The organism is Lactobacillus helveticus, assembly GCF_046109915.1.
Taxonomy (GTDB): domain Bacteria; phylum Bacillota; class Bacilli; order Lactobacillales; family Lactobacillaceae; genus Lactobacillus; species Lactobacillus helveticus.
The window spans coordinates 833,559-858,162 of the sequence record NZ_CP151471.1 but is presented as its reverse complement, the minus strand read 5'-3'; the positions used below and the strand labels follow the sequence as shown (position 1 = coordinate 858,162).

21 protein-coding genes and 1 riboswitch are annotated in these 24,604 nt (G+C 36.7%); of the genes, 18 read left to right on the top strand and 3 right to left on the bottom strand.

The window, feature by feature from the left end:
- Nucleotides 1-47 precede the first annotated feature (47 nt).
- From AADV52_RS04390 to holA, 3 genes are read left to right on the top strand one after another with little or no spacing between them, the layout of a single operon-like run.
- Nucleotides 48-743 (top strand): helix-hairpin-helix domain-containing protein, encoded by a 696-nt coding sequence (locus AADV52_RS04390; RefSeq protein WP_014919011.1) that lies wholly within the window; start codon nt 48-50, stop codon nt 741-743.
- Nucleotides 712-3,000, top strand: coding sequence for a DNA internalization-related competence protein ComEC/Rec2 (locus AADV52_RS04385; protein ID WP_014919010.1), 2,289 nt, complete (start codon nt 712-714; stop codon nt 2,998-3,000). The genes AADV52_RS04390 and AADV52_RS04385 overlap by 32 nt, the downstream gene beginning before the upstream one ends.
- Nucleotides 2,997-3,983 carry a DNA polymerase III subunit delta gene (gene holA, locus AADV52_RS04380; RefSeq protein ID WP_014919009.1) on the top strand — a complete coding sequence of 329 codons (987 nt, stop codon included), beginning with the start codon at nt 2,997-2,999 and terminating at the stop codon, nt 3,981-3,983. Before AADV52_RS04385 ends, holA begins: the two co-directional genes overlap by 4 nt.
- A gap of 60 nt (nt 3,984-4,043) precedes the next feature.
- Here the strand turns inward: holA and rpsT are convergent, their stop codons facing one another.
- Nucleotides 4,044-4,301: a 30S ribosomal protein S20 gene (rpsT, locus tag AADV52_RS04375; protein WP_014919008.1), complete on the bottom strand. Its 258-nt coding sequence runs from the start codon at nt 4,299-4,301 to the stop codon at nt 4,044-4,046.
- Between the two features lie 209 nt (nt 4,302-4,510).
- Between rpsT and AADV52_RS04370 the strand changes: the two genes are divergently transcribed.
- From AADV52_RS04370 to yjeM, 9 genes are all read left to right on the top strand, one after another.
- Entirely contained in the window at nt 4,511-5,917 is a 1,407-nt protein-coding gene (locus AADV52_RS04370; RefSeq protein WP_126096175.1) for an ISLre2 family transposase, read from the top strand.
- Nucleotides 5,918-6,106: 189 nt separating this feature from the next.
- A complete protein-coding gene (gene rpsO, locus AADV52_RS04365; protein ID WP_003628079.1) occupies nt 6,107-6,376 on the top strand; it encodes a 30S ribosomal protein S15 in 270 nt (89 codons plus the stop codon).
- Between the two features lie 156 nt (nt 6,377-6,532).
- Nucleotides 6,533-8,305 (top strand): ribonuclease J, encoded by a 1,773-nt coding sequence (locus tag AADV52_RS04360; protein WP_014919006.1) that lies wholly within the window; start codon nt 6,533-6,535, stop codon nt 8,303-8,305.
- A gap of 2 nt (nt 8,306-8,307) precedes the next feature.
- Entirely contained in the window at nt 8,308-9,141 is an 834-nt protein-coding gene (locus AADV52_RS04355) for a tetratricopeptide repeat protein (protein ID WP_014919005.1), read from the top strand.
- A 189-nt stretch (nt 9,142-9,330) separates the two neighbouring features.
- Nucleotides 9,331-10,521, top strand: coding sequence for an elongation factor Tu (gene tuf / locus AADV52_RS04350; protein ID WP_014919004.1), 1,191 nt, complete (start codon nt 9,331-9,333; stop codon nt 10,519-10,521).
- Between the two features lie 144 nt (nt 10,522-10,665).
- On the top strand, nt 10,666-11,997 hold the full coding sequence (gene tig, locus AADV52_RS04345; RefSeq protein ID WP_014919003.1) for a trigger factor: 1,332 nt from the start codon (nt 10,666-10,668) through the stop codon (nt 11,995-11,997).
- Nucleotides 11,998-12,126: 129 nt separating this feature from the next.
- A complete protein-coding gene (clpX, locus tag AADV52_RS04340) occupies nt 12,127-13,401 on the top strand; it encodes an ATP-dependent Clp protease ATP-binding subunit ClpX (protein ID WP_014919002.1) in 1,275 nt (424 codons plus the stop codon).
- Complete coding sequence (yihA, locus tag AADV52_RS04335; RefSeq protein WP_014919001.1) at nt 13,391-13,981, top strand: ribosome biogenesis GTP-binding protein YihA/YsxC; 591 nt, start codon at nt 13,391-13,393, stop codon at nt 13,979-13,981. Before clpX ends, yihA begins: the two co-directional genes overlap by 11 nt.
- Nucleotides 13,982-14,104: 123 nt before the next feature.
- Complete coding sequence (gene yjeM, locus AADV52_RS04330; RefSeq protein ID WP_014919000.1) at nt 14,105-15,613, top strand: glutamate/gamma-aminobutyrate family transporter YjeM; 1,509 nt, start codon at nt 14,105-14,107, stop codon at nt 15,611-15,613.
- A gap of 40 nt (nt 15,614-15,653) precedes the next feature.
- Here yjeM and dapF read toward each other — a convergent pair whose 3' ends face one another.
- Nucleotides 15,654-16,658, bottom strand: coding sequence for a diaminopimelate epimerase (gene dapF / locus AADV52_RS04325; protein ID WP_014918999.1), 1,005 nt, complete (start codon nt 16,656-16,658; stop codon nt 15,654-15,656).
- Nucleotides 16,651-18,024 (bottom strand): aspartate kinase, encoded by a 1,374-nt coding sequence (locus tag AADV52_RS04320; RefSeq protein WP_014918998.1) that lies wholly within the window; start codon nt 18,022-18,024, stop codon nt 16,651-16,653. The genes dapF and AADV52_RS04320 overlap by 8 nt, the downstream gene beginning before the upstream one ends.
- Nucleotides 18,025-18,226: 202 nt before the next feature.
- A riboswitch (Lysine riboswitch) is annotated at nt 18,227-18,402 on the top strand.
- A 92-nt stretch (nt 18,403-18,494) separates the two neighbouring features.
- On the opposite strand from AADV52_RS04320, the gene lysA reads away from it, so the two are divergent.
- The 6 genes from lysA to AADV52_RS04290 are packed head-to-tail and all read left to right on the top strand — an operon-like array spanning nt 18,495 to nt 24,603.
- Nucleotides 18,495-19,811, top strand: coding sequence for a diaminopimelate decarboxylase (lysA, locus tag AADV52_RS04315; protein ID WP_014918997.1), 1,317 nt, complete (start codon nt 18,495-18,497; stop codon nt 19,809-19,811).
- 19 nt (nt 19,812-19,830) lie between these two features.
- Nucleotides 19,831-20,541, top strand: coding sequence for a 2,3,4,5-tetrahydropyridine-2,6-dicarboxylate N-acetyltransferase (gene dapD, locus AADV52_RS04310; protein ID WP_003626729.1), 711 nt, complete (start codon nt 19,831-19,833; stop codon nt 20,539-20,541).
- A gap of 2 nt (nt 20,542-20,543) precedes the next feature.
- On the top strand, nt 20,544-21,698 hold the full coding sequence (locus tag AADV52_RS04305; RefSeq protein ID WP_014918996.1) for an N-acetyldiaminopimelate deacetylase: 1,155 nt from the start codon (nt 20,544-20,546) through the stop codon (nt 21,696-21,698).
- A gap of 1 nt (nt 21,699) precedes the next feature.
- Nucleotides 21,700-22,635 carry a 4-hydroxy-tetrahydrodipicolinate synthase gene (gene dapA, locus AADV52_RS04300; RefSeq protein ID WP_014918995.1) on the top strand — a complete coding sequence of 312 codons (936 nt, stop codon included), beginning with the start codon at nt 21,700-21,702 and terminating at the stop codon, nt 22,633-22,635.
- Nucleotides 22,628-23,407, top strand: a complete 780-nt coding sequence (gene dapB, locus AADV52_RS04295; protein ID WP_014918994.1) for a 4-hydroxy-tetrahydrodipicolinate reductase — start codon at nt 22,628-22,630, stop codon at nt 23,405-23,407. The genes dapA and dapB overlap by 8 nt, the downstream gene beginning before the upstream one ends.
- 20 nt (nt 23,408-23,427) lie before the next feature.
- The gene (locus tag AADV52_RS04290) at nt 23,428-24,603 is read left to right on the top strand and encodes an aminotransferase class I/II-fold pyridoxal phosphate-dependent enzyme (protein ID WP_014918993.1); all 1,176 of its coding nucleotides are present in this window, start codon (nt 23,428-23,430) and stop codon (nt 24,601-24,603) included.
- The last annotated feature ends 1 nt before the right edge of the window (nt 24,604 follow it).

The following is a 24,604-nucleotide window of genomic DNA, read 5'->3' as shown; positions in this document are numbered from 1 at the left end:
AAAATTCTGGGCTTTTTTTGCGTATTAAATAGTAGAGGTGAAATTTTATGGATTTTGAAAAAATCAAAGAATTCGTGTTGGAAAAGAAGTTATATTTTATTGTGGCAGTTGTACTGCTAGTAGGAGGACTGTGGCTCAAAAAAGGAGATGGAGCAGAAGATTCATATGATAATGCTCAAAAAATGAGTCAATCTAGCAGCGCCAATACCAGCGCATCAGCTAAAGTCAATTCGGCAAGCAGTGCATCAAATTCCGCTACAACTAATTCTAAAACAGTAACCTGTGATATTTCAGGAGCTGTTAAACACCAAGGTGTTTATACCTTGAAAAATGGGGCTAGGTTGCAAGAGCTAATTGAAGCCGCTGGTGGTACTACGGGAAAAGCACAACTAAAGGCGATTAATCGGGCTATTCTGTTAAAAGATCAGGATAAGATTCATATTCCGTATAAAGGCGAAAAAGTAGAAAGTGCGGCAACTGCAGGGACAGGTACAAGTACTAATTCAACTTCAACGTCTTCAAATAGTTCAGCTTCAAACCAAGAAAGTGGAGAAAAAGTAAATTTAAATACAGCTGATGTAGCTGGCTTGCAGAAATTGACAGGGATAGGAGAAAAGAAGGCAGAACAAATTATTGCCTATCGTGAACAAAATGGTCCCTTTAAAAAAGTAGAGGATTTGATGCAAGTATCAGGTATAGGAGAGAAGACCTTTGCAAGCCTCAAAGATCAACTTACTGTTTAAAAATGATGTTGGATTTTATTTGTTGACGGCGTTGTTGCTGATTGCAGTTTCATTTCTAGCCTTTGTTTGTGAATCATTTAGTCAAAAAATTATCTGCATTCTGATTACTGGCTACTTTGCTGTATTGTTGCTGAAAAAATATGCTACAAGTTTAAAACTAGTTCTAATATTGGTTAGCTTGTTTATAGGCGTGATTACTTTAAATAAAAGAGAGGCGTCGTTTGAATTAACTGAACAAAGTCAAATTAAAATTTATCCAGATCAGGTTCATGTCAAAGATGATTATTTAACTGGTATTGGGCATTTTCAACGAGGGAAGATTTTAATAAGCGGCAAAGTTACAAGCAAACAAGAAAAAGATTTAAAAAAGGGTTTGCCACTAATAATCAGTCAAATTAAAGGTGAATGCGGAGAAATTGAACCTGCGACTAATATTGGTGAATTTGATTATCAAAATTATTATGCCGCAAAAGGGATTATCCAAAAAATAAAATATTCTACTTGTAATATGCGGGTTATGAGATCTAATAGTGTTTTAACTAATTTACATAAAATACGATTCGATTTGCAAAATTATTTTCAAAAAATGCCGCAATTGTTGGGCTTTTTTGCTAGTGAATTAATCCTAGGTGAAAATAATGCGCAAGAAAACCAAGAGATTTTGAACAATTATCGTGATTTAGGCGTAATTCATTTATTGAGTATTTCAGGTTTGCACGTTGGACTATACGTCTTGATAATTAGTACGATTTGCTTTTATTTGAAAATGACGGATGAAGAAGCATTTCTTTGTTGCTGCATAGTATTGTTGTTAGGTATCTTTTTAAGCTATGGGCAAGCAGGGTTCGTCAGAGCAAGTTTAACGTATTTTTTGGGTAAAATTTGCAAGTTCAAGGGCTATCGGGTAGCTGGAATTGATATATTGGGATTAGCCTACATTTTGCATATTATATTTGTGCCACGTTTATTTATGATGGCGGGGGCGATTTTGAGCTACTTGTTAGCCATAGGACTGCAGTTAACAAATAAATTTGGCAAAATGTCACAATCAATTTTATTAAATGTATTGCTGACACCTTTATTATTGTTTTATTTTTATCAAGTTAATTTTCTTACTGTTCTGTTTAACTTGATGGTAGTTCCATATTTTAATTGGGTTGTGATGCCTATTGCTTTTGCTAATGTCTTGTTGTTTGGCTTTACTAAAAAGCTAGCTCCGTTTTTTGAGCAAGTTTTAGAGTTAGGTGAAAAAGCAATTGGCAATTTATCTAATACTAAATTAGGTTTGTTAACATTTGGCAAAATAAATTGGTGGCAGTGTTTGATTTTGATATTGCTGACTGTTTTGCTGATTATTGCTTTAAGAGAAAAAACAGAATGGAAGATTAATAAAAAGAAGCTGAGCTGTAGTTTAATTGGCACGTATTTTCTGTTCTTTAGCATGATTCATTTCCCGTTGCGAGGGCAGGTGACCTTTATTGATGTAGGTCAGGGTGACAGTATTTTGATTACTACTCCGTTTCCGCGCAGAGCGTATATGATTGATACAGGCGGAAAATTGAATTTCTCTGGTAAAAAAATGACACCGCAAATCAACCGTATTACAATTCCTTTTTTAAAGAGTTTAGGGATTAGTACGCTTGATGGGGTATTTGTTTCTCATCAGGATGCAGATCATGTTGGTGATTTGGGGCCGTTGCTGGAACAGATTTACGTAAAAAGACTTTTTATGGCAAAAGGGTTAATTAATAATCCTTCTTTTCAAAAAAGATTAAATGGGCGAGTTAAACATACCAAGTTAATAGAGTTATTGGCCGGGATGCAAGTAAAGGAGCCGCAAATCAAATTTAACGTTGTTTATCCGTATCAGCCAGGAGAAGGGAAAAATGAAGATTCCTTAAGCTTGTTTTTTAGAGTTGCCAATAAAAATTGGCTTTTCACAGGTGACCTAGGTCAAGATGGCGAAAAAGAAATTATGCAGAAATCAAATTTATCTGTTGTTTATTTTAAGTTGGGACATCATGGTAGTAAGACTTCGTCTAATCCAGATTTCTTGCGAGCAATTCATCCGCAAAAGGTTTTTATTTCAGCGGGACGTAAGAATCGTTTTGGACATCCGCATCAAGAGACTTTAACGACGCTCAGCGAGCAACAGATACCATGGGTTTCAACTCAAGACTGTGGTATGATTAGCTGGTACTATGGTGGAATGCAAAAGCCAAAATTTAGTTACTTTTTAAAGCGGGGTAAAAGATGACCTTACTTTCTTTGTTTAAGAATACAAATAATAATAATCCCCATACTTTAATTTGGGGTGGGGATGATTTTCTCAATGATTATTTAGCTAATTCATATATTAAAGAAGATCAGTTTAAAGATTTAGAACATGTCAGTGTAGATTGCGAAAATGATGGTTTGGATGAACTGATTGCCAGTTTGACAGAATCGAGTTTATTTAGTGAAAATAAATTGATTTTAGTGAAAAATCCGTTCTTCTTGACTGAAAAGGTGCCAAAAAAGCTGAAGAAGCAGATTGATGATTTACAAAAAATATTTGATAACCTAAATGAACTAGAAGATGTAGTGGTGATCGTTGCTTCATATGATAAGCTGGATCGCCGCAAAAAGCTGACTAAGACAGTTTTAAAGCAATTCAATGTGGTTGAGCCAACTATTCGTTCTTACGAGGTAGGAGCGGTAGTCAAGTCGCTAATTAAGACTGAAGGCTACACTATTACTCAATCAGCCTTACAATTGTTGATTGAACGCAGTGATCAAGTAATTGATACCATTTTAAGCAACTATCAAAAGCTTAAGATGGCAGTTAATGATAATAAGATTACAGAAAAATCCGTTATTCAAAATGTAGATCTGTCATTAGCACAAAATATTTTTGCTATTTTAGAAGCTGCGCTAAATAAAAATTATCAAGAGGCAATTGAGCGTCTTGATAATCAATTAAGAGAGGGCACAAATCCGATTCAGCTATTAGCAGTTTTTGAAAATCAATTAGAATTAATTTTAGTGGTAAAAATTTCAGCTCAAAGAGGCAGAAGTGAAGTTCAAATTGTTAAAGAACTAGGTGTTCATCCTTATAGAGTGAAGTTAGCATTGAGAAACAAATTAACCGTACCTAAGCTGGAACAATTGCTGCAAAAAGCAATTCAGTTGGAGTTTAATTATAAAAATGGAATATATCATGAAGACAATTTCTTAAAATTGTTTGTATTATCTGTTTAAGGCAAAAAAAGAGAGAAGAAACATAGTTCCTTCTCTCTTTTTGATTAGTAATAAGTAAAATTACTTGTTTGCTAATTTAGTTAAACGACTCTTGTCACGAGCAGCCTTGTTCTTGTGGATTAAGCCCTTTGAAGCAGCCTTGTCCAAAGCGCGAACAGCTTCTAAATGCAATTTGGAGACGTCTTCTTTACTATCACTTTCAACAGCGTTCTTGAACTTCTTAACAGCAGTTCTTAACTTGCTCAATTCAGAAGCGTTGCGTTTGTTAGTAGCATTTTGCGTCTTAACACGTTTGATAGCTGATTTGATTTGTGGCATGAAATTCACCTCCAATGATTTAGAAATTTACTCCATCCATTATACTTAAGAACTACTTGGGATGCAAGATAACTAAGTGTATAATTTTTTGCGGTAAGCTGAATAAAGGATTAAAAAAAGCTCAAGTCCGTTGAATTTGGACTTGAGCTAAAACAAAAAGACCAGTAGTCTGATGTTAACCAAAAAAACACATTAGAAGCTGGTCTTTTATGGAATCTATTATAACTGATATCGTGAAAATTATTAAGTCTGAAAATAATGTTCTTGCCCGTGAAAAGGCATTAATGTGCTATTTCTTTGATCTGATTGGAGAGTTGATGAAGCTGGCACTAGAGGAAGTTGATGTTGGTTTAGTTGATGAAACTAAAAAGCAAGGCTATCAGATTGAAAAGAAAAATAAGCGTTCAGTGGTGACAGTTTTTGGCGAAATCAGTTACTGGCGCAGAAGATATGTCTGTCCAGGCAGGAAGGCAAAATACCCGTTGGATCAATTGATGGGCTATGACAAGTATAAGCGCTATAGTGTTTTAGCAGTTAAAAATATTTTGCAGGTTAGTGCTGTATCAACTTACCGCAATACTGCCTTAGCTGTTAATACCCTGTCTAGCTTTAACATTAGTCATAGTCAAGTTGGTAAGCTGATTGTTCAAGCGGGCAAGCAAATCAAGGCACAGCAACAGTCTGAAGAAAGGTACGATGGCATTACCCAAAAGAAAAAAGTACCAGTGCTTTATCTTGAAGGCGATGGCGTTGTAATTAAAGGGACCAAAAAGCGGCTGGAGTTTCACCGCTATCAAGTCTGTGAAGATATTATTAATGTGAGCAAGACGCGCAGAAAGAGAGTTCAAGCCAAAGAGTTCGTTTCTTTAAGCCGCTTGAATGCCTTGCAAGAAATCAAAGCTTATTTAGCTAATACCTATGACTTAAGCGATACTTTGATCATCAGTAATGCCGATGGCGGCGCTGGCTATGCCAAAAAAGATTTTGATGAAATAGTCGGTCGCTGCAAGCAGCACGAACACTTCTTGGATGTCTTTCATTTGAATAAAAAGATTAAAGATCGTCTGGGCTTTATGCCGGCTATGCAAGGCAAATTAATTAGTGCAGTTGAGTTTAAGTACGATCGTCGCTTGACTGATGTGATTTTAGATACAATTGAAAGCAATCTGATTGACGAACTGAATACGCCAGAAAATCATGAAAACCTAAGGCGTCTGCGCGGCTATCTTCATCGGCACTGGGCTGATATTGAGCCGTTTAAGATGCGCAATTTGCCAGTAATTAAAGCAATAGGCTGCTGCGAAAGCAATCACCGCAAGTATACCTATCGGGTTAAAGGACAAGGAAAATACTGGTCAGAGGATGGCGCCGAAGGGATTCTGCGTGTGCTGACTTGCATCAAAAACAATGAACTGGAATATTGGCTAAGCAGCGAGTTTGCAGGCTCAGAAATAAATGCAATAACTGAGCAAGAATTAAAAGCGGCAGCCCGTGATAGCCTAAAGAAGCGACATGAAAGTCATTTAGGCATACAGCGCGGAGCTTTAACAACGCAAACGGCTGGAAGCAGCTATTTAAGCAAATTCAATCGGATGCTAAACCGCATAAATTATTAAGAAATTAAGGTCAGACTAATGGTTTTTAGGTTACCGCAAAAACATTGACACTTACCAAGATAATTTGAGCTTGCTTTTTTAAAAAATATTGTGTAATATAGTTCGAGTGAACCGTTAACGCTGTTTACCCGCTCACACCGACGATAAACGTTGTTAATGGCAATTTAATTTATGAAAGGTGAAATTTTTATGGCAATTTCAAAGACTGAAAAAGATAACATTATTAAAGAATACGCAACTCATGAAGGTGACACTGGTTCTGTTGAAGTTCAAGTTGCTCTTTTAACTGCAGACATCAACAACTTGACTGACCACATGAAGAGTCACAAGCACGACCACCACTCATACGTTGGTTTGCTTAAGAAGATTGGTCACCGTCGTAACTTGCTTCGTTACTTAGAAAACAACGACATCAACCGTTACCGTGAATTGATCAAGAAGTTAGGTCTTCGTCGTTAATTTTTTAATTAGCAATAATAAGCCAGCCCGTGGGGCTGGCTTTTTTGCATCTGTCATATTTTCTTTCTTTATGCTAAAATTGAAACAGATATTTTTACGTTGTGATCTTTTAGATCCATAAAAAATTAAAAATTTTAATATAGAAAAGGAAATATAATGGCTAATCAACTAAAGATTATGATCTTGAGTGGTGTGCGTGAACAAGGTAAAGACATGTTCGCCGTTCAAGTTAATGATGAAATTTTTGTCCTTGATGCCGGATTGAAGTATCCTGATAGTTCTTTATTTGGTATCGATGTAGTAATTCCTGACCTTGATTTCTTTGAACAATATGGTGATCGAGTAGCAGGAATCTTTTTGACGCATGGGCATGCTGATTCAATTGGTGCATTACCATATATTTTGAGTAAGTATGATATTCCAGTTTTTGGTTCTCAATTAAGTATTGAACTTGCTAAGATTGAGGTTCAACGCGAAAACAAGCACCGCAAGAACAGTTTGTTCCATGTGATTGATGCAGATACTGAAATCGATTTTAAGAATGCAAGTATCTCATTCTTCCATACTACACACTCAATTCCTGATTCATTGGGAATCGATGTACATACTCCAGCAGGTGAAATTGTTTATACTGGTGATTTCAAATTCGATCCAACAGCTGCTGATAACTATCGTACTGATATGGATCGTTTGGCAGAAATCGAACAAAAAGGAGTTCTTGCTCTTTTAAGTGATTCTTCAAATGCCGAAGCTTCATATCCTAATGCTTCAGAACAAGATATTGGTAACTTTGTAACTAATGTCTTTAGGAATGCAACAGGTCGAATTATTGTTGCAGCTAAGGCTTCTAATTTGAATCGTGTACAAGAAGTTTTGAATGCAGCAAAAGCTACTGGCAAGAGAGTGCTCTTAACTGGTCGTGATTTGGCTAAAATCGTTAGAACTTCAATGAAATTAGGCTATTTAGACGTTCCAGATGGCCTTTTGATGAGAGTTAAAGATTTAAAGACAGTGCCCGATAATCAAACGGTTATTTTGGAGACTGGCCGAATGGGCGAACCACTTAACTCTTTGCAAAAGATGGCTAAAAAGCGTCACAGCATGATTACTATTCATGATGGTGATTTAGTCTTTATTGCTACCACTCCATCTCATGCAGTTGAAACTATGGTGGCTGAGACTAGTGACTTAGTTTATAAAGCAGGCGGAACCGTTATTCAGTTAGGTCGCAACATACATACTAGTGGTCACGCAACCGGTCGTGATATTCAATTATTGATCGATACTTTAAAGCCTAAGTTTTTGATCCCAGTTATTGGTGAATATAGATTGTTAGAAATTGTTCGCAGTTTGGCTATCAAGACTGGAATGAGTCCTAAGAATATTTACATTACTAAAAACGGTGATTGCTTAGATTACGACTTTAAGAAGAAGAGTTTCTACTTATCTGATCCTGTTCCTGGTGAAGACACAATGATCGATGGCTCAGGCGTTGGTGATGTGGGCAATATTGTTTTGCGTGACCGTGAAGTGCTTTCCGATGATGGTATTTTCATTGCTGTAGTTACGATTGATCGCAAGAAGAAAAAGATTATTGCAGAACCTAAGGTAACTAGTCGCGGATTTGTTTACATTAAAGCTAATAAACAATTGATGAATGATTCAATTGAGGTAATCAAAAAGGCGATTAACAGCAATTTCGAACACAAGAAGTTTGACTGGACAGAATTAAAGCAAGATATTCGTAGCGATTTGGAAAAATTCTTATATAAGAAGACAAATCGGCGCCCAGTTATTTTGCCAGTTGTAATGGAAGTAAATCAAAATCGTCATCGTGCAATGCAAAAGCGCAATGAGAAAAAACAGGAAAACAATAAGACGCATTCGTCAAATAATAAAACCAGAAATAATAAAGAAAAGAAAGATTAATTATGACATCAGTAAGTCAAAAGAATTTATTGAAACTTGCTGAAGAAAATAAGCACAAGGGAGATCTTGCTGCAGCAATTCAAAATTTAGAAGAAGCATTGCGGGGAGAGCATTCATTAGATGTGATCTTGAAGCTATGTGATCTCTATTGTGCAAATAAACAAGAAGATCAGGCCTATGCTTTAATTAAAGAAGAGCCTGATCTTTTTTCTGATAAGCAAGTATATCGCATGTATTGTAAAGTTTTAAAAGAAAATAACTTCTTAATAGAAGCTTTGCAGTTAAAAGAAATTACAGGATTAGAACTGCCTTTTAAAGTGCAGCCAGTTTCTGAAGAAAAGCAAAAACAAATTATGCAATCTTTTAAAGCAAAAAAGCAGGTTAACCAAATGGATTATGAAAGTTTGCATAAATTAAATTTAATTAATTTTACAACTTTTGCTCAAAGTATTTTATTAGAACCAGTTTCTGATTTTGCCGTACGTTTATCACTTTGCGAGGATCTTATTAGATTGAAGCTAAAAGATAAATTTAAAGTATGGGTTATAGATGATTTAACTGAGTTTGTACCTGCAGATACGTTGCTTTTAGAAAAGGATCCTAAATATAGAGAAATAATTTCAGCTATTGGAGCAAAATTTAGTCATAACCCCAGTCAATTGCCTTTAATGATAGGTGAAACCAACTTAGTGTTGGGCAGTTTGTATCCCAAGTTGAATAATTATGTAGATGAACCTGATAGTTTTGCCAGTGATTTGGTAGCTTATTTGCAACAAAAAGATGGTAGAACTCATCAAAAATTATTTGAAAGAATTTATCAGAAACTTACAAATTAAAAAATAGGTAAAAAAGGTTTACATTTTCAAAGTATTTAGTATAATTAGCAAAGGATATTTTCGTTAGGCAAATTAGCTTAAGCTTTTTTACTAGGCAATTGCCGAAGAAAGTAGTACAATATTCAACAGAGAATTATCCGTTAACTTATCTCAACGGACTTCTTGCAAATTTACAGGAGGGTCATTTTAATGGCAGAAAAAGAACATTACGTTAGAACTAAGCCACACGTAAACATTGGTACTATCGGTCACGTTGACCACGGTAAGACCACTTTAACTGCGGCTATTACTACTGTTTTAGCTGAAAAGGGTTTGGCTAAGGCTGAAGATTACTCACAAATCGATGCTGCACCAGAAGAAAAGGAACGTGGTATCACTATTAACACCGCCCACGTAGAATACGAAACTGAAAATCGTCACTACGCTCACATGGACGCTCCAGGCCACGCCGACTACATCAAGAACATGATTACCGGTGCTGCACAAATGGATGGGGCCATCTTAGTTGTTGCTGCAACTGATGGTCCTATGCCACAAACTCGTGAACACATTTTGCTTGCTCGTCAAGTTGGTGTTAACTACATCGTAGTATTCTTGAACAAGTGCGATTTAGTTGACGACCCAGAGTTGATCGACTTGGTTGAAATGGAAGTTCGTGACTTGTTAACTGAATACGATTACCCTGGTGACGATATTCCAGTTGTTCGTGGTTCAGCTTTGAAGGCTTTACAAGGCGACAAGGAAGCTCAAGAACAAATTCTTAAGTTAATGGACATCGTTGATGAATACATCCCAACTCCAGAACGTCAAACTGACAAGCCATTCTTAATGCCAGTTGAAGACGTATTCACTATCACTGGTCGTGGTACTGTTGCTTCAGGTCGTATCGACCGTGGTACTGTTAAGGTCGGCGATGAAGTTGAAATCGTTGGTTTGGTAGACAAGGTTCTTAAGTCAGTTGTTACTGGTTTGGAAATGTTCCACAAGACTTTGGACTTAGGTGAAGCCGGCGATAACGTTGGTGTATTGCTTCGTGGTATTGACCGTGACCAAGTTGTTCGTGGTCAAGTATTGGCTGCTCCAGGCTCAATCCAAACCCACAAGGAATTCAAGGCTCAAGTTTATGTCTTGAAGAAAGAAGAAGGTGGACGTCACACTCCATTCTTCTCAGACTACCGTCCACAATTCTACTTCCACACCACTGATATTACTGGTGAAATTGAATTGCCAGAAGGTACTGAAATGGTTATGCCTGGTGATAACACTGAATTCACTGTTACTTTGATTAAGCCAGCTGCCATCGAAAAGGGTACTAAGTTCACCATCCGTGAAGGTGGTCGTACCGTTGGTGCCGGTCAGGTTACTGAAATCCTTGACTAATTTCTAACGATATAGCAAAAAAGATGCACTTCTTCACAGGAGCGCATCTTTTTTCTTTTAGATTTGTTTTTTGTGCCAGTTTAAGGTAAGATAACTTAGTATGCAAGAAGCAAACTCAAACTTGACATTGGAGGTATTTTATTAATGTCTGTAAAATGGAAAAAGACCGGTAAAACAACCGGTGAACTTACTTTTGATATTTCAAAAGATGAAATTAAATTAGGTTTGGATCAAGCTTTTAGAAGAGTTAAGAAAAACTTACGTGTTCCTGGTTTTAGAAAAGGTCACGTTTCTCGTGTTATCTTTGATCAATACTATGGTGAAGAATCATTATATGAAGATGCTTTAAACATTGTATTGCCAAATGCATATTCTGCTGCTGTTAAGGAAGCAGGTATTGCTGCAGTTGGTCAACCTCAAATTGTTCCAGTATCAATGGATAAAGACAAGGACTGGACTATGAAGGCTACTGTTACTGTAGAACCAGAAGTTAAGTTAGGCGACTACAAGGGTATTGAAGTTCCAAAGCAAAATACTCGTGTATACCAAAAAGACGTTGATGCTGAACTTGACAAGCGTCGTGAACAAAATGCTGAACTTGTACTTAAGAAGGGTAAGTCAGCTAAGGGCGACACTGTAACCATTGATTACAAGGGTACTATTGATGGTAAGGAATTTGAAGGTGGCTCAGCTGAAAACTACTCACTTGAATTAGGTTCAGGTGCATTCATTCCTGGCTTTGAAGACCAACTTATTGGTCACGAAGCAGGTGACGATGTTGATGTTGTTGTAACCTTCCCTAAGGATTACGGTGCAAAGGATTTAGCTGGTAAAGAAGCACACTTTGCAACTAAGATTCACGAAGTTAAGTCAAAGCAACTTCCTAAGTTAGACGATGAGTTTGCTAAGGATGTTGACGATTCAGTAGATACTCTTGATGAATTAAAAGACAAGATCAAGAATCAATTGAAGGATCAAAAGGAACAAGCTGCAAACGATGCTATTCAAGAAGCAGCTATTGAAGGTGCAGTAAAGAACGCTACTGTTGACGAAATTCCTGATGCAATGATTCAAGACGACGTTGATACTCAATTGAACCAATACTTAGGTAACATGCAACGTCAAGGTATCGATCCACAAACTTACTACAAGTTGACTAACACTAATGAACAACAATTACGTTCACAATTTGCTAAGAACGCTGCTGAAAGAGTTAAGACTAACTTAGTTCTTGAAGCTATTGTTGAAAAAGAGGGTCTTAAGGCAACTAAGGAAGAAATTGATAAGGAAATCAAGGACCTTGCTGCTGAATACAACATGGATGAAAAGACTATACGTAACACCTTATCAGATGATATGTTAAGTCACGACATCACTGTACGTAAGGCTATGGATCTTGTTACTGATAATGCTAAGCAAGTTGCTAAGGCAAAGTTTGAAGCAAAAGAAGCAGAAGACAAGAAGGAAAACAAGTAATAAAAAATTATTACTGATTTCTCATTAAAAAGCGGCTTTAGGCCGCTTTTTTTGATATATAAGTTTAATATTTATCAAAATATGATAATTTATGATAATCTATTTTGGTAGGTATAGGGAGGAAATATAATGGCAAATCAGTTTACAGATCAAGAAGAGATTAAATGTTCTTTTTGTGGTAAAACTCAAGACCAAGTCAAAAAGATGATCGCCGGCAATGGCGTTTATATTTGCAACGAATGCGTTGACTTATCTAAGAAAATAATTGATGATGAACTGCGTGCAGATTCTGTTAAGACTGCAAGTGAATTACCAAAACCAATGGAAATTAAGAAACAGCTTGATCAATACGTAATTGGCCAAAATCGTGCTAAAAAAGTATTGTCTGTTGCTGTTTATAATCACTACAAGCGAATTAGTCAGATGGACGTTGATTCTTCTACAGAATTACAAAAATCTAACATTGCAATGATTGGACCTACTGGATCAGGTAAGACTTATTTAGCTCAAACTTTAGCTAGAATCTTAAATGTACCTTTTGCAATTGCCGATGCAACTACATTAACTGAAGCTGGTTATGTTGGTGAAGATGTAGAAAACATCTTGCTCAAATTATTGCAAAATGCAGATTACGATTTGGAACGTGCTCAACGCGGCATTATTTATATCGATGAAATTGATAAAATTTCTAAGAAATCTGAGAATGTTTCAATTACTCGTGATGTTTCAGGTGAAGGCGTACAACAATCATTATTGAAGATTTTGGAAGGTACTATTGCTTCAGTTCCACCTCAAGGTGGTCGTAAGCATCCACAACAAGAAATGATCAAGATGGATACCACAAATATCTTATTTATTGTTGGTGGTGCCTTCGATGGTATTGAACAGATCGTTAAGAATAGATTAGGCAAGAAGACAATTGGCTTTGGCGCCGAAAATGAAGTTGATAAAATTGACGCAGATGATTGGACTCGTCATTTGACTACAGCAGATTTAGTTAAGTTTGGGATGATACCTGAATTTATCGGTAGAATTCCAATTATCACAACTTTAGATAAACTCAGTAGCGAAGATTTGGTTAGAGTATTAACCGAACCAAAGAATGCTTTAGTTAAGCAATACAAGAAGTTGCTTTCACTTGATGGCGTTGATCTTAAATTTACTGATGGTGCACTTAAGGCAATTGCTGACTTGGCAATTCAAAGAAACATGGGTGCTCGTGGTTTAAGAACTATAATTGAAAACTCAATTATGGATATCATGTACAAGACTCCAAGTGAAAAAGATATTGAAGCTGTCGAAGTAACTAAAGATGTAATCACACGTCATGCTGAACCTAAAGTTATTCGTAAAAAGGATAAAAAAGAAAGTAGTAAAGCACGGGTAGGCGCGAATGATAATTAAAAGTAGTAATTATGCTGTCAGTGCAGTTAGAGAAGATCAGTATCCCAAGGATAATTTGCCTGAGATTGCATTATCAGGCCGTTCAAACGTGGGAAAGTCAAGCTTGATTAATACTATACTTAACAGAAAAAACCTGGCTAGAACCTCTTCACAGCCTGGTAAAACACAAACTTTAAATTTCTATCTAATAAACGATGAGTTTTATCTTGTAGATGTACCGGGATATGGCTATGCTAGAGTTTCACAAAAGAAACGCCAAGAATTTGGTGAAATGATCCAAGATTATTTGGAAACAAGACCTAACTTAAAGGGTTTAGTAATTTTAATTGATTCTCGTCATGAACCAACTAAAGATGATATTGCAATGTATAATTATGCTCAATATCTGAATTTGCCTATTTTAGTTGTATGTACGAAGATCGATAAAATAAAAAAGAGCCAAGTAAATAAAGTAATGTCCCGTTTGAAAAAGAACATAGATCTTAATTATGATCATGTAACGGTTTTGACATTTAGTTCTGTAACTAAATTACATGTTGCAGAATTAGGTAACTGGATTGAAGAAAAGATTAGTAAATAAAAAGCAAGAAAGCTGTTAACTTAGGTTAGCAGCTTTTTCTTATGAGATTCTTATTAGAATAAATTTGCTTAAAAGAAAGGGTGCTAAAATTGAAAGTGTAGTAAAGAAAGTAGAGGCTTTATCTTGGATGATAATAAAACGCAGAAAAAGACATTAACTACACTAAGCCTGGTTTTGATGATTATTACTACGGTTTATGGTTTTGGTAATGTCTCAGTTTCATATCGGCAAATGACTTATGCCGGAATTATTTGGTTTATTTTAGCCGGAATATGTTTTTTCTTTCCAGCTGGATTAATGATGGCAGAATACGGTTCAGCCTTTCATGATGCTAAAGGTGGGATTTATTCTTGGCTTGCTGGCTCTATTGGTGAAAAATGGGCCTTTATCGGGACTTTTGTATGGCTGGCCAACTGGGTATTATGGCTAGTATCTAGCGCCTCAAGGCTTTGGATTTCGATCTCAGCGCTAATTTTTGGTAAAGATATAACGCAAAGCTGGGATTTATTTGGCTTGCGCGGAACTCCATTAATAGGTGTGCTGGCTATCTTATTCATGATTGTATCTACATACTTATCATCAAGAGGGATGACCGGAATTAAGATCATGTCCTCAATTGGTGGTTGGTTTATGATTGGCATGAACTTGATTTTTATTCTATCTAGTTTACTAGTTATTATTATGAATCATGGACAATTGGCTCAACCAATCACTGGTTGGCAGAGTTTTATTATTTCACCTAATAAAGATTTCCAAACGCCAATAACCATTATTTCCTTTGTTGTCTATGCGGTATTTGCATATGGTGGTATGGAAACTGTTGGTGGGGTTATCGATAGTATGAAGCACCCAGAAAAGGACTTCCCTAAGGGCTTAATTATCGGTAGTTTATTTACTATTATCTCTTATGTCTTAATGATCTTTATGACCGGTTTTTCAGTTAATTATCAAAAAGATATTGTTCAAACTGGAGCCAATACAGGTAATATTACTTATGTGGTTTATGGTACTTTAGGTAAGGCTTTTGGGTCTGCGCTTAATTTAGATCCTCAAACCAGCTTAATGATTGGCAAAATCTTTACGAGAGCGATCGCATTATCAGGATTGATGGGAATGATGGGTGCTTTCTTCGTTTTGCTGTATTCACCTGTTAAGTCCTTTATTATGGGGTCTGATCCACGACTTTGGCCTAAGGCTGCTACTAAATTAAACAAGCACGGCATCCCTGCCAATGCAATGTGGGCCCAAACTGTTTTCGTTTGCTTATTGATTGCAGTAGTTTCATTTGGCGGTAGTGCAGCAACAAGCTTTTATCAGATTTTGACTGATATGGGGAATGTTGCAGCCACAGCACCGTATATCTTCTTGATCGGTGCGTTTCCATTCTTCTTAAAGAAAGATTATCCACGTAAATTTAGGGTATTTACGAATTATAAATGGACAGTAGCGTTAGTTGTGTTTGTAGAAATAATTGTCTGCACAGGAATCATATTTACGGTTCTACAACCAATTTTGGAACATAGATATGCAACAGCCTTCTGGACTGGATTTGGCCCAATATTCTTTGGTTTAATAGCCTATATCTTTTATCGTACTTCGAAGAAAAAACATGGTTTAACTGATTTAGATTAAAAACAAAAAAGACTTGCTTCAAAAAAGCAGGTCTTTTTGATTACGCTAAAGTTGTAATGTCGTTGAATTTATGTAAATTATCGACAAATCTTTCATAAGCATTTTGCTCATTAGTCTCAGTAATTTGTGCAGTAGCAAAGTTACTATTTCTTAAATCTTCTTCATCAATAGAAATTTGATGAGTAAATGTGGCATTTCCAATAAGTTCAATCCAATAATTATTGTTTTCATAATGGACAATAGTTTTAACCATGCCACCAGGATTATACACGTTAATTGGCGTATCAAATTCTGCTATCTCCGGTTTGGTTAAACAAAACGCTAATGAAGTAGCAGACATTCCAGTACCACAGGCATTGGTAAAGCCGACGCCGCGTTCATAAGTCCTTACAAATAAACGATTTTTATCTAAAATTTGGGCAAAATTAACATTAACGCCATCAGTAAAATAAGGATTTTTATCGTTGAGTCGTTTGCCAATAATTCCTAAAATAGGTCCAGTGATTTGTCTTTGATTAACGAAACTAATTAAATGAGGATTGGGTACGGCAATGGAAGAAAAACGCAAACCTTGATAAAGTTCGGGAGCAAAGTCGTCTATTAATCGATCATGTCCTAAATTATCGAATGGTAAAGCCTCTTTGTTGAAATGAACAGGCGAGATTTCAACGGCAAAAGCAGGAACGTTTGATGCGAAGTCATCGTCTTTTCTGACACGGAGACTCGCATTCATCGTATCAACCAAGAAATTAGTTTTTTGGTACTTTTCGCTTAAATAACGAGCGACAGTTCTAAGACCGTTGCCACACATAGAAGCTTCACTGCCATCGGCGTTAATAACACGCATTTGAGCTAAAGCATTTTCTCTGACAGGATCATTGACTACTAAGACACCGTCTGCACCGCCAAGGAGTCCGGTCTTTGGATTTGTAAGTTTAATAGTTAGCTTCTTTAATTCCTCGTCAGACAATTTTTGCTTTAATTCAGTTTGATCAAGAATAAAAAAGTGATTTTGTGAGCCGTGTACTTTTAATAAATTAACCATGATTTTCTTCCTTTGCAAAAAATTGATGATAGATAATCTTAACTGCTTCGTCTGCTTTTTCTTTTTTAGTTCCAATCATCATTGAAATTTGGGATGCACCTTGGTTGATCATGCGAGGTGAAATATCATGATCACCTAAAGAATCTAAGATTTGACGACTTACGACATGATATTTTTTCATCCCTTCACCAACGACCATGATGATTGCGTAATCGTCAATCCACTCAAGCTGATCTGGATTGATGGTGGCTTGAATTTCATTACAAATTTGATCGATCAACTGATCATTTAAAAAGTCATTGTTAAAAATAATTGTAATATCATCAATACCAGAAGGCATGTGTTCATAAGGAACATTGTGCTTGTACAAGATTTGCAGGATACGCAGTGTAAAACCAGCTTCTTTGTTTAATAAATATTTATGCAAATAAAGAGCTGAAAAGTGTTTTTGACTAGTTACACCTGTAATGATGTTATCTGGTACAAAATCTTTTTCTGGAACAATAATAGTGCCAGGTTGGTCAGGCTCATGTGTATTTTTAACATTGATAGGAATTTGACCTTGGATAGCTGGGATCAAAGCTTCATCGTGGAAAACGGAAAAGCCAGCATAAGATAGTTCCCGCATTTCGCGATAAGTCATTTTTTTAATGGATTGCGGATTATCTACGATATGCGGATTAGCTGCAAAAATTCCATTGACGTCGGTAAAGTTTTCGTACATATCAGCATGAAAGCCGCGAGCTAAAATTGCTCCGGTAATGTCGGATCCGCCACGTGAGAATGTAGCAATATTGCCTGATGGCGTGATGCCAAAGAAGCCAGGGAAAATAATGCGTTCACCTGTTGCAATTTTTATTTGATCAAGATTTAAATAGCTTTCTGGATTAACGAGCGCATCATTAGGTTGACCAGTAACGATTAAACCAGATTCTGTTGGATCAAGAAAGCGACTTTTAACGCCTTGGTGTTGTAATATCATAGCAATTAAACGTGCGTTAAGGCGCTCACCATGAGCCTTAAAAGCAGCCATTAAATAGCTGGAGTTAGGGTAGGTCTGATTAGGCAAAGCTAACAGAATATCCTTGATAACCTTGAGTTCTTGATCTGATAAGCCGAAATAATGACCAATTTCTTGATAACGCATAAAAATATTTTGAACGATCTCATTCGTATCTTCGCTCTTAAGCGTCATATCCGCATATTTGATTAAAAGATCCGTGATTTTGATATCGTCATCGCTTCTTTTTCCTGGTGCGGAAACTACGATTGCGCGTCTTTCAGGATCGCTCAAAACTATATTTAATGCTTGTTCAACATTTTGTCCATCAGCTAAAGAGCTGCCACCAAACTTAACTACTTTCATAACACAATCCCCTTAAAGTGAAATTTCATAATTCATTAATTAAAAATGGATTCAAACTAAATTAATTTGAATTTTAGCATTATTTTTTAATCTTGCAACTAAAAGTTGGTAATACTAGTCTTGAATAGAAAAGCATATATAGTACAAATTAAAAATTAATAAAAAAGTATTGACTAAAATTTAATAAGAATGTAGACTACATGTAAATCGAAGAGGCGCAAATGACAAAAGTAACAATTACGAGTTAGGCGAAACGAAGACTAATTGTGAAAGGGGAAGTTGCCGAAGCTTAAACCAAGCTAAAGGTATTAAGCTGGGTCGTGATTGAACAAATTACGGACTGTCGCGAACAAAATTCGCGGAGCGCTGTCGACCATAAGATTAAGTGAAAACTAATCCATTGTTTGTTTAGCGCAGACAATGGATTTTTTTATTGGGTGCTTCGCATGTATAAAGGCTAGGGGCAAGATATGAATTCACAAATTTCAGAAAATCAAATCAATCAAGCAGGACATTTAACTATTGGTGGTGTTGATACGGTTGAATTAGCTAAGAAGTATGGCACACCTCTTGTTGTATACGATGTAGAGCAAATTCGTCATCAGATTAGAGCTTTTAAGAAAGTATTTGAAGAAGAAAACGTAAAATATGCAGTTAGCTACGCTAGTAAAGCTTTTGCTTGTATAGCGATGTATCAAGTAGCTGCAGCAGAAGGTGCTTATACTGATGTGGTTTCGGATGGAGAGTTATATACAGCTTTGAAAGCCAATTTTCCAGTAAAGAAAATCAGTTTTCACGGTAATAACAAATCTAAGTCAGAGCTTGAAATGGCCGTTAAAAACCATATTGGCAAGATCATCATTGATAATTTTCATGAAATTAAGCTATTGGATCAGGTATTGCAAAAGCACGATGCCAAAATTGATGTCATGTTAAGAATTACACCAGGCATTTCAGCTCATACGCATGAATATGATCAAACCGGTCAAGTAGATAGCAAGTTCGGATTTGATTTGGAATCAGGCCAAGCAGATTTGGCTTTAGAACAAGTTCTAGCTAATTCAAGAATGAATATGATTGGAATTCATGCTCATATTGGATCACAAATTTTTGAATTAAATGGCTTTGAAATGGCTGCAAAAAAATTAATGGAAGTTGCTGAAAATTGGCGCAGTCAATATGGTTATACCGCTCAAGTAATTAATGTTGGCGGTGGATTCGGCATTAAATATACTGTAGAAGATAATCCATTAAGGCCAGAAGAATTTGTTAGAGCAATTGTTAAAACTATCAAGAAAGAAGCTAAGAATGCTGCCTTTCCACTTCCAGAAATTGATATTGAACCTGGACGTTCTATCGTAGGACCAGCTGGTTATAACTTATATACAACTGGTAGTCGCAAAATTGTACCAGGTCATTGTCCTTATGTAACGGTGGATGGCGGAATGGGTGATAACATTCGTCCGGCTCTGTATGATGCAAAATATGAAACAGTTTTAGCCACTGATCCGCGAGCTGATTTGACTGAACATGTGAGAATTGCCGGCAAATATTGTGAAAGTGGCGACATCTTAGCTGATGATCAAGCACTTCCTGCAACGAAGTCAGGTTCACTTTTGGCAATGCTTGATACTGGAGCATATGGCTATTCAATGGCCTCAAATTATAATCGAAATGCTCGTCCAGCTGTTGTTTTTGCGGAAAATGGCAAGGCCCAACTAGTCATTAAACGAGAAAGTCTAGAAGATTTAATTCATTTAGATCAACCATATAATAATGAAGATTAATTTTTAAAGAGGAAACATTATGACGAAATTAGATGCAAAAAGTATTATCAATTACATTGGCAATGCTCCTAAGAAAACGCCAGTTAAGGTCTTTATTAAAGGACAACTTGATCAAATTGATTTCCCAGAAGAAATTGAAAATTTTAATGAAACACATTCTGGGGTGATTTTCGGCGACTGGAAAGATGTCGAACCATTTTTAAAAGAAAATCAGGATAAGATTCAAGATTATCGTATTGAAAATAATGCTAGAAATTCAGCTGTGCCTATGATCGATATGAAGAAATTTGATGCGCGGATTGAACCAGGTGCCATTATTCGAGATCAAGTGGCTATCGGTAAAAATGCAGTCATCATGATGGGTGCAATTATTAATATCGGTGCAGAAATTGGCGATGATACCATGATTGACATGGGCGTGGTTTTAGGTGGACGTGCAATTGTCGGCAAGCATTGTCATATCGGTGCAGGCAGCGTGCTAGCCGGTGTAATTGAACCAGCTTCTGCCACTCCAGTTAAGATTGATGACAACGTAGTGATGGGTGCCAATGCAGTGGTGATCGAAGGCGTCCATGTTGGTGAAGGTGCCGTGATTGCTGCTGGTGCTGTAGTAACTCATGATGTAGAACCACATACAATGGTAGCGGGTGTTCCAGCTAAGGTGATTAAAAAGGTTGACGATCAAACTGAAAGCAAGACAGGTTTAGAAGATAATTTGAGAAAGATTTAGTTATGGCGGTTTTAACTGAAAGTGAACTAATTCAGATTAGAAGACATTTGCATGAGATTCCTGAATTAGCTTTGCAAGAAAAAGAGACTCATGATTATTTACTAAAAGTAATTAAGGGATTTAATTCAGAGTTTTTAACTATAAAGGTTCCTGAAGAATTGCCGACCGCAATTTTAGTACTAATTAAAGGAAGCAATCCGCAAAGAACAATTGGCTATCGGACTGATATTGATGCGTTGCCGGTAGAAGAAAAAACTAATTTGCCTTTTTCATCAACGCATCCCGGAATAATGCATGCTTGTGGCCATGATATTCATATGAGTGTTGCATTAGGGCTGCTTAGCTATTTTAGTGAAAATCAGCCTAAGGATAATCTGTTGTTCTTTTTCCAGCCAGCTGAAGAAAGCGAAAGTGGCGGTAAAAAAGCTTATGAAGATGGAATCTTTGAAGGAAAGTTTAAACCTGATGAATTCTATGGCTTGCATGACAATCCTGAATTGCCTGCCGGAGCCATTGGCTGTCGTGAAGGTACACTATTTGCTGGAACCACTGAGGTCAACATTGACTTGATTGGTAAGGGTGGACATGCAGCTTTTCCGCAAAATGCTAATGACACTGTGGTGGCTGCTGCGAGTTTAATCATGCAGATTCAAACGGTAATTTCACGAAGTATTGATCCAATTCAAAGTGGTGTGATCACTTTAGGTAAGGTCAGAGCTGGAACTATTAGAAATGTGATCGCTGGGCAAACACGGATTGAAGGAACAATTCGAGGCTTGACGCAAAAAATGATTTTGCAAATTGATCAGCGTTTGCAAGATTTATGTGAAGGCATAGCTCGTAGCTACAACATGAAAGTAAATCTGGAATTAAATCAAGGCGGTTATTGGCCGGTAGAAAATAATCCAGAGTTAACTAAAAACTTCATTAATTATATGAAGAATAATCCTGAAGTCGATTTTGTTGAAACTAAGCCAAAAATGACGGGAGAAGATTTCGGCTTTTTACTTGCCAAGTTTCCAGGAACTATGTTCTGGTTAGGTGTTGGTGATCCAGATTCACAATTGCATTCGGCAACTTTGAATCCAGACGAAAAAAGTATTATTCGTGGAGTTAACGCAATTAAGGGATTTTTAATCAATAGAATGGGGATTTAATATGGCTACATTAATTGATGCAGATTTATTGACGGCAATTGTGACGCCATTTGATGAGAATAAAAAGATTGATTTTGATAGTTTAAAGAAATTAACGAATTATTTAATTGATCAGGGATGCAACGGTTTTGTAATTGGTGGCACAACGGGTGAAACACCAACTTTGACTCATGATGAAAAAATTGAACTCTACAAGCAGTTTGGTCAAATCGTTAATGGCCGCGCTGTTGTAATTGCTGGAACTGGCAGCAACAATACTGCTGAAACTATTAAGTTTACCAATGAAGTGGCAGAAATTGACGGTATTGATTACGCCTTAGTCGTTGTACCGCCATATAATAAGCCAAATCAACGCAGCATGGTTGCGCACTTTACTGCAGTGAACGACAACGTTAAGATGCCATTTTTAATCTACAATATTCCAGGCAGAACTGGGGTCAAGATGGAAAAGGAGACTGTTGTTCAACTATCTCAATTAGATAATATTAAAGGAATTAAACAATGTGCATCTCTTGAAGAGATGGAATATATCATTGATCACAAGGCTGCAGATTTCCAGGTCTTTACCGGAGAAGATACCCAAGCATTAACCGCAAGATTGCTTGGAGCAAATGGGGTTGTTTCCGTAGCTTCTCATATCTATACCAAAGAAATGCGTAGAATGTACGATGCTTTATATGAAGGAAAATATCCTGAGGCAGCTAAAATTCAACGTTGGTTGACACCTAGAATGCAAGCCCTATTCATGTATTCATCTCCATCACCAGTAAAGGCAGTTTTAAATGCACAAGGCTTTGAAACCGGAGATTGTCGCTTGCCTTTAGTCGCCTTGAATGATGAAGAAAAAGTAACCCTGGCTCAACATTTAGGCTTAGAAGATAATGCTTTATTGCAAAAATTGCCATTAGATTTAGGAAAGGATCTTGAAAATGACTAAAAAAGTATTAGTTGCTGGTTTTACGGGTGCAATGGGACAAAAGGCTGTTAATTTAGTTAACAATATGCCAGGTTTTGAAGTAGTTGCTGGACTTTCTCCAATTGCAGAAAATAATCCTGAGCAATATCATTTGCCTGCAAGTGCTAAAATTTTTAAGAATTTAACAGAAATTTCTGATAACTTAGCAGATTTTTGGATCGACTTTACCACTCCTAAGGCAGTATACGAAAACGTGAAATTTGCCTTGCAACACCATATTAGACCAGTAGTAGGAACTACCGGGATGAGTGATGAACAAGAAGCAGAATTAATTGTGCTTTCCAAAAAAGAAAAAGTAGGCGGCTTAATTGCTCCTAATTTTGGGATGTCTGCAGTTTTATTGATGAAATTTGCTAAAGAAGCTGCTAAATACTTCCCAGATGTTGAAATTATTGAAATGCACCACGCAGATAAGAAAGACGCTCCATCAGGCACTGCCTTGGCTACTGCTAAGATGATTGCAGAAAATCGCCCTGAACATCAAACAGCGCCAGATGAGGTAGAAACTTTGAAGAATGTTCGCGGTGGAGATTATCAAGGAATTAAGATTCATTCAGTGCGTCTGCCTGGCTATATTGCACATGAACAAATATTATTTGGAGGACCAGGTGAGGCCTTGACCATTCGCCAAGATTCATTTGATCGTGGCTCATTTATGAACGGAGTAAAAGTAGCCTTAGAAAAAGTTGACCAATTAGATGAATTGGTAATTGGATTAGAAAATATCCTTTAAAGATAAAGGGAGGAAAAACTATGCAAGAATTAGCTAATGATTTGGGTTTTAGCCAAAAAGTACAAAATGTCAGAGCTTCTGGAATTAGAATTTTTGATAATAAAGTCTCAACCATTCCAGGAATCATCAAACTAACTTTAGGTGAACCTGATATGAATACGCCTGAGCACGTTAAAGAAGCTGCAATTAAAAGTATTCAAAATAATGATTCTCACTATGCTCCTCAAAAAGGCAAGCTGGAGTTAAGAAAAGCCATTAGCAACTATCTCAATAAGACTATCGGTGTTAAATATGACCCAGAAACAGAAGTTGTAGTAACCGTTGGTGCCACTGAAGCGATTAATGCTGCACTTTTTGCTATTACTAATCCTGGTGATAAAGTAGCTATTCCAACGCCAGTTTTCTCATTATATTGGCCGGTTGCTACCTTAGCCGATGCCAGTTATGTGTTGATTAACACTACTGAAGATAATTTCAAATTAACACCGCAGAAATTGACTGAAACTATTAAAGAAAATCCTACAATTAAAGCAGTAATTTTGAATTATCCCACTAACCCAACAGGCGTGGAATATACAGAGGATGAAATTAAGGCCTTAGCCAAAGTAATTGCAGAAAATCATTTGTACGTTATCACTGATGAAATCTATAGTACTTTGACTTATGGTGTTGAACATCATTCTATTGCTAGTTTGATTCCTGATCGAGCAATTTATATTTCAGGTTTATCAAAGTCTCATGCAATGACTGGTTATCGTCTGGGCTATATTGCAGGTCCTGCTAAAATTATGGAACAAATTGGTAAGGTGCATGGCTTAATGGTGACGACGACAACTGATTCATCGCAAGCTGCGGCTATCGAAGCGTTAGAAAATGGATTAAATGATCCAGCAGAATATCGTAAAGTTTACCAAAAACGAAGAGATTTTGTTTTAGAGAAATTAAGTGAAATGGGGATGCAGGCAGTCAAGCCTGAGGGAGCTTTCTATATTTTTGCAAAAATCCCCGCCCAATATGGTGAAGATGATATGAAGTTTGCATTGGACTTAGCCTTTAAGGCTAAAGTTGGCGTGACTCCCGGTAGCGCCTTTGGTTCAGGCGGCGAAGGATATGTAAGATTGTCATATGCATCTAGCGATGATAATTTACGTGAAGCAATGAAGAGAATGAATGATTTTTTACAAAAGGTTGAATAAG

Bases quoted from the DNA above. Each gene is read 5' to 3' on its own strand.
- holA (WP_014919009.1), top strand. From the start codon at position 2,997: ATGACCTTACTTTCTTTGTTTAAGAATACAAATAATAATAATCCCCAT.
- dapB (WP_014918994.1), top strand. From the start codon at position 22,628: ATGACTAAAAAAGTATTAGTTGCTGGTTTTACGGGTGCAATGGGACAA.
- dapF (WP_014918999.1), bottom strand. From the start codon at position 16,658: ATGGTTAATTTATTAAAAGTACACGGCTCACAAAATCACTTTTTTATT.
- AADV52_RS04370 (WP_126096175.1), top strand. From the start codon at position 4,511: ATGGAATCTATTATAACTGATATCGTGAAAATTATTAAGTCTGAAAAT.
- AADV52_RS04290 (WP_014918993.1), top strand. From the start codon at position 23,428: ATGCAAGAATTAGCTAATGATTTGGGTTTTAGCCAAAAAGTACAAAAT.
- clpX (WP_014919002.1), top strand. From the start codon at position 12,127: ATGGCAAATCAGTTTACAGATCAAGAAGAGATTAAATGTTCTTTTTGT.
- dapD (WP_003626729.1), top strand. From the start codon at position 19,831: ATGACGAAATTAGATGCAAAAAGTATTATCAATTACATTGGCAATGCT.
- rpsO (WP_003628079.1), top strand. From the start codon at position 6,107: ATGGCAATTTCAAAGACTGAAAAAGATAACATTATTAAAGAATACGCA.
- AADV52_RS04305 (WP_014918996.1), top strand. From the start codon at position 20,544: ATGGCGGTTTTAACTGAAAGTGAACTAATTCAGATTAGAAGACATTTG.
- tuf (WP_014919004.1), top strand. From the start codon at position 9,331: ATGGCAGAAAAAGAACATTACGTTAGAACTAAGCCACACGTAAACATT.
- lysA (WP_014918997.1), top strand. From the start codon at position 18,495: ATGAATTCACAAATTTCAGAAAATCAAATCAATCAAGCAGGACATTTA.
- tig (WP_014919003.1), top strand. From the start codon at position 10,666: ATGTCTGTAAAATGGAAAAAGACCGGTAAAACAACCGGTGAACTTACT.
- rpsT (WP_014919008.1), bottom strand. From the start codon at position 4,301: ATGCCACAAATCAAATCAGCTATCAAACGTGTTAAGACGCAAAATGCT.
- AADV52_RS04355 (WP_014919005.1), top strand. From the start codon at position 8,308: ATGACATCAGTAAGTCAAAAGAATTTATTGAAACTTGCTGAAGAAAAT.
- AADV52_RS04360 (WP_014919006.1), top strand. From the start codon at position 6,533: ATGGCTAATCAACTAAAGATTATGATCTTGAGTGGTGTGCGTGAACAA.
- AADV52_RS04320 (WP_014918998.1), bottom strand. From the start codon at position 18,024: ATGAAAGTAGTTAAGTTTGGTGGCAGCTCTTTAGCTGATGGACAAAAT.
- AADV52_RS04390 (WP_014919011.1), top strand. From the start codon at position 48: ATGGATTTTGAAAAAATCAAAGAATTCGTGTTGGAAAAGAAGTTATAT.
- yihA (WP_014919001.1), top strand. From the start codon at position 13,391: ATGATAATTAAAAGTAGTAATTATGCTGTCAGTGCAGTTAGAGAAGAT.
- dapA (WP_014918995.1), top strand. From the start codon at position 21,700: ATGGCTACATTAATTGATGCAGATTTATTGACGGCAATTGTGACGCCA.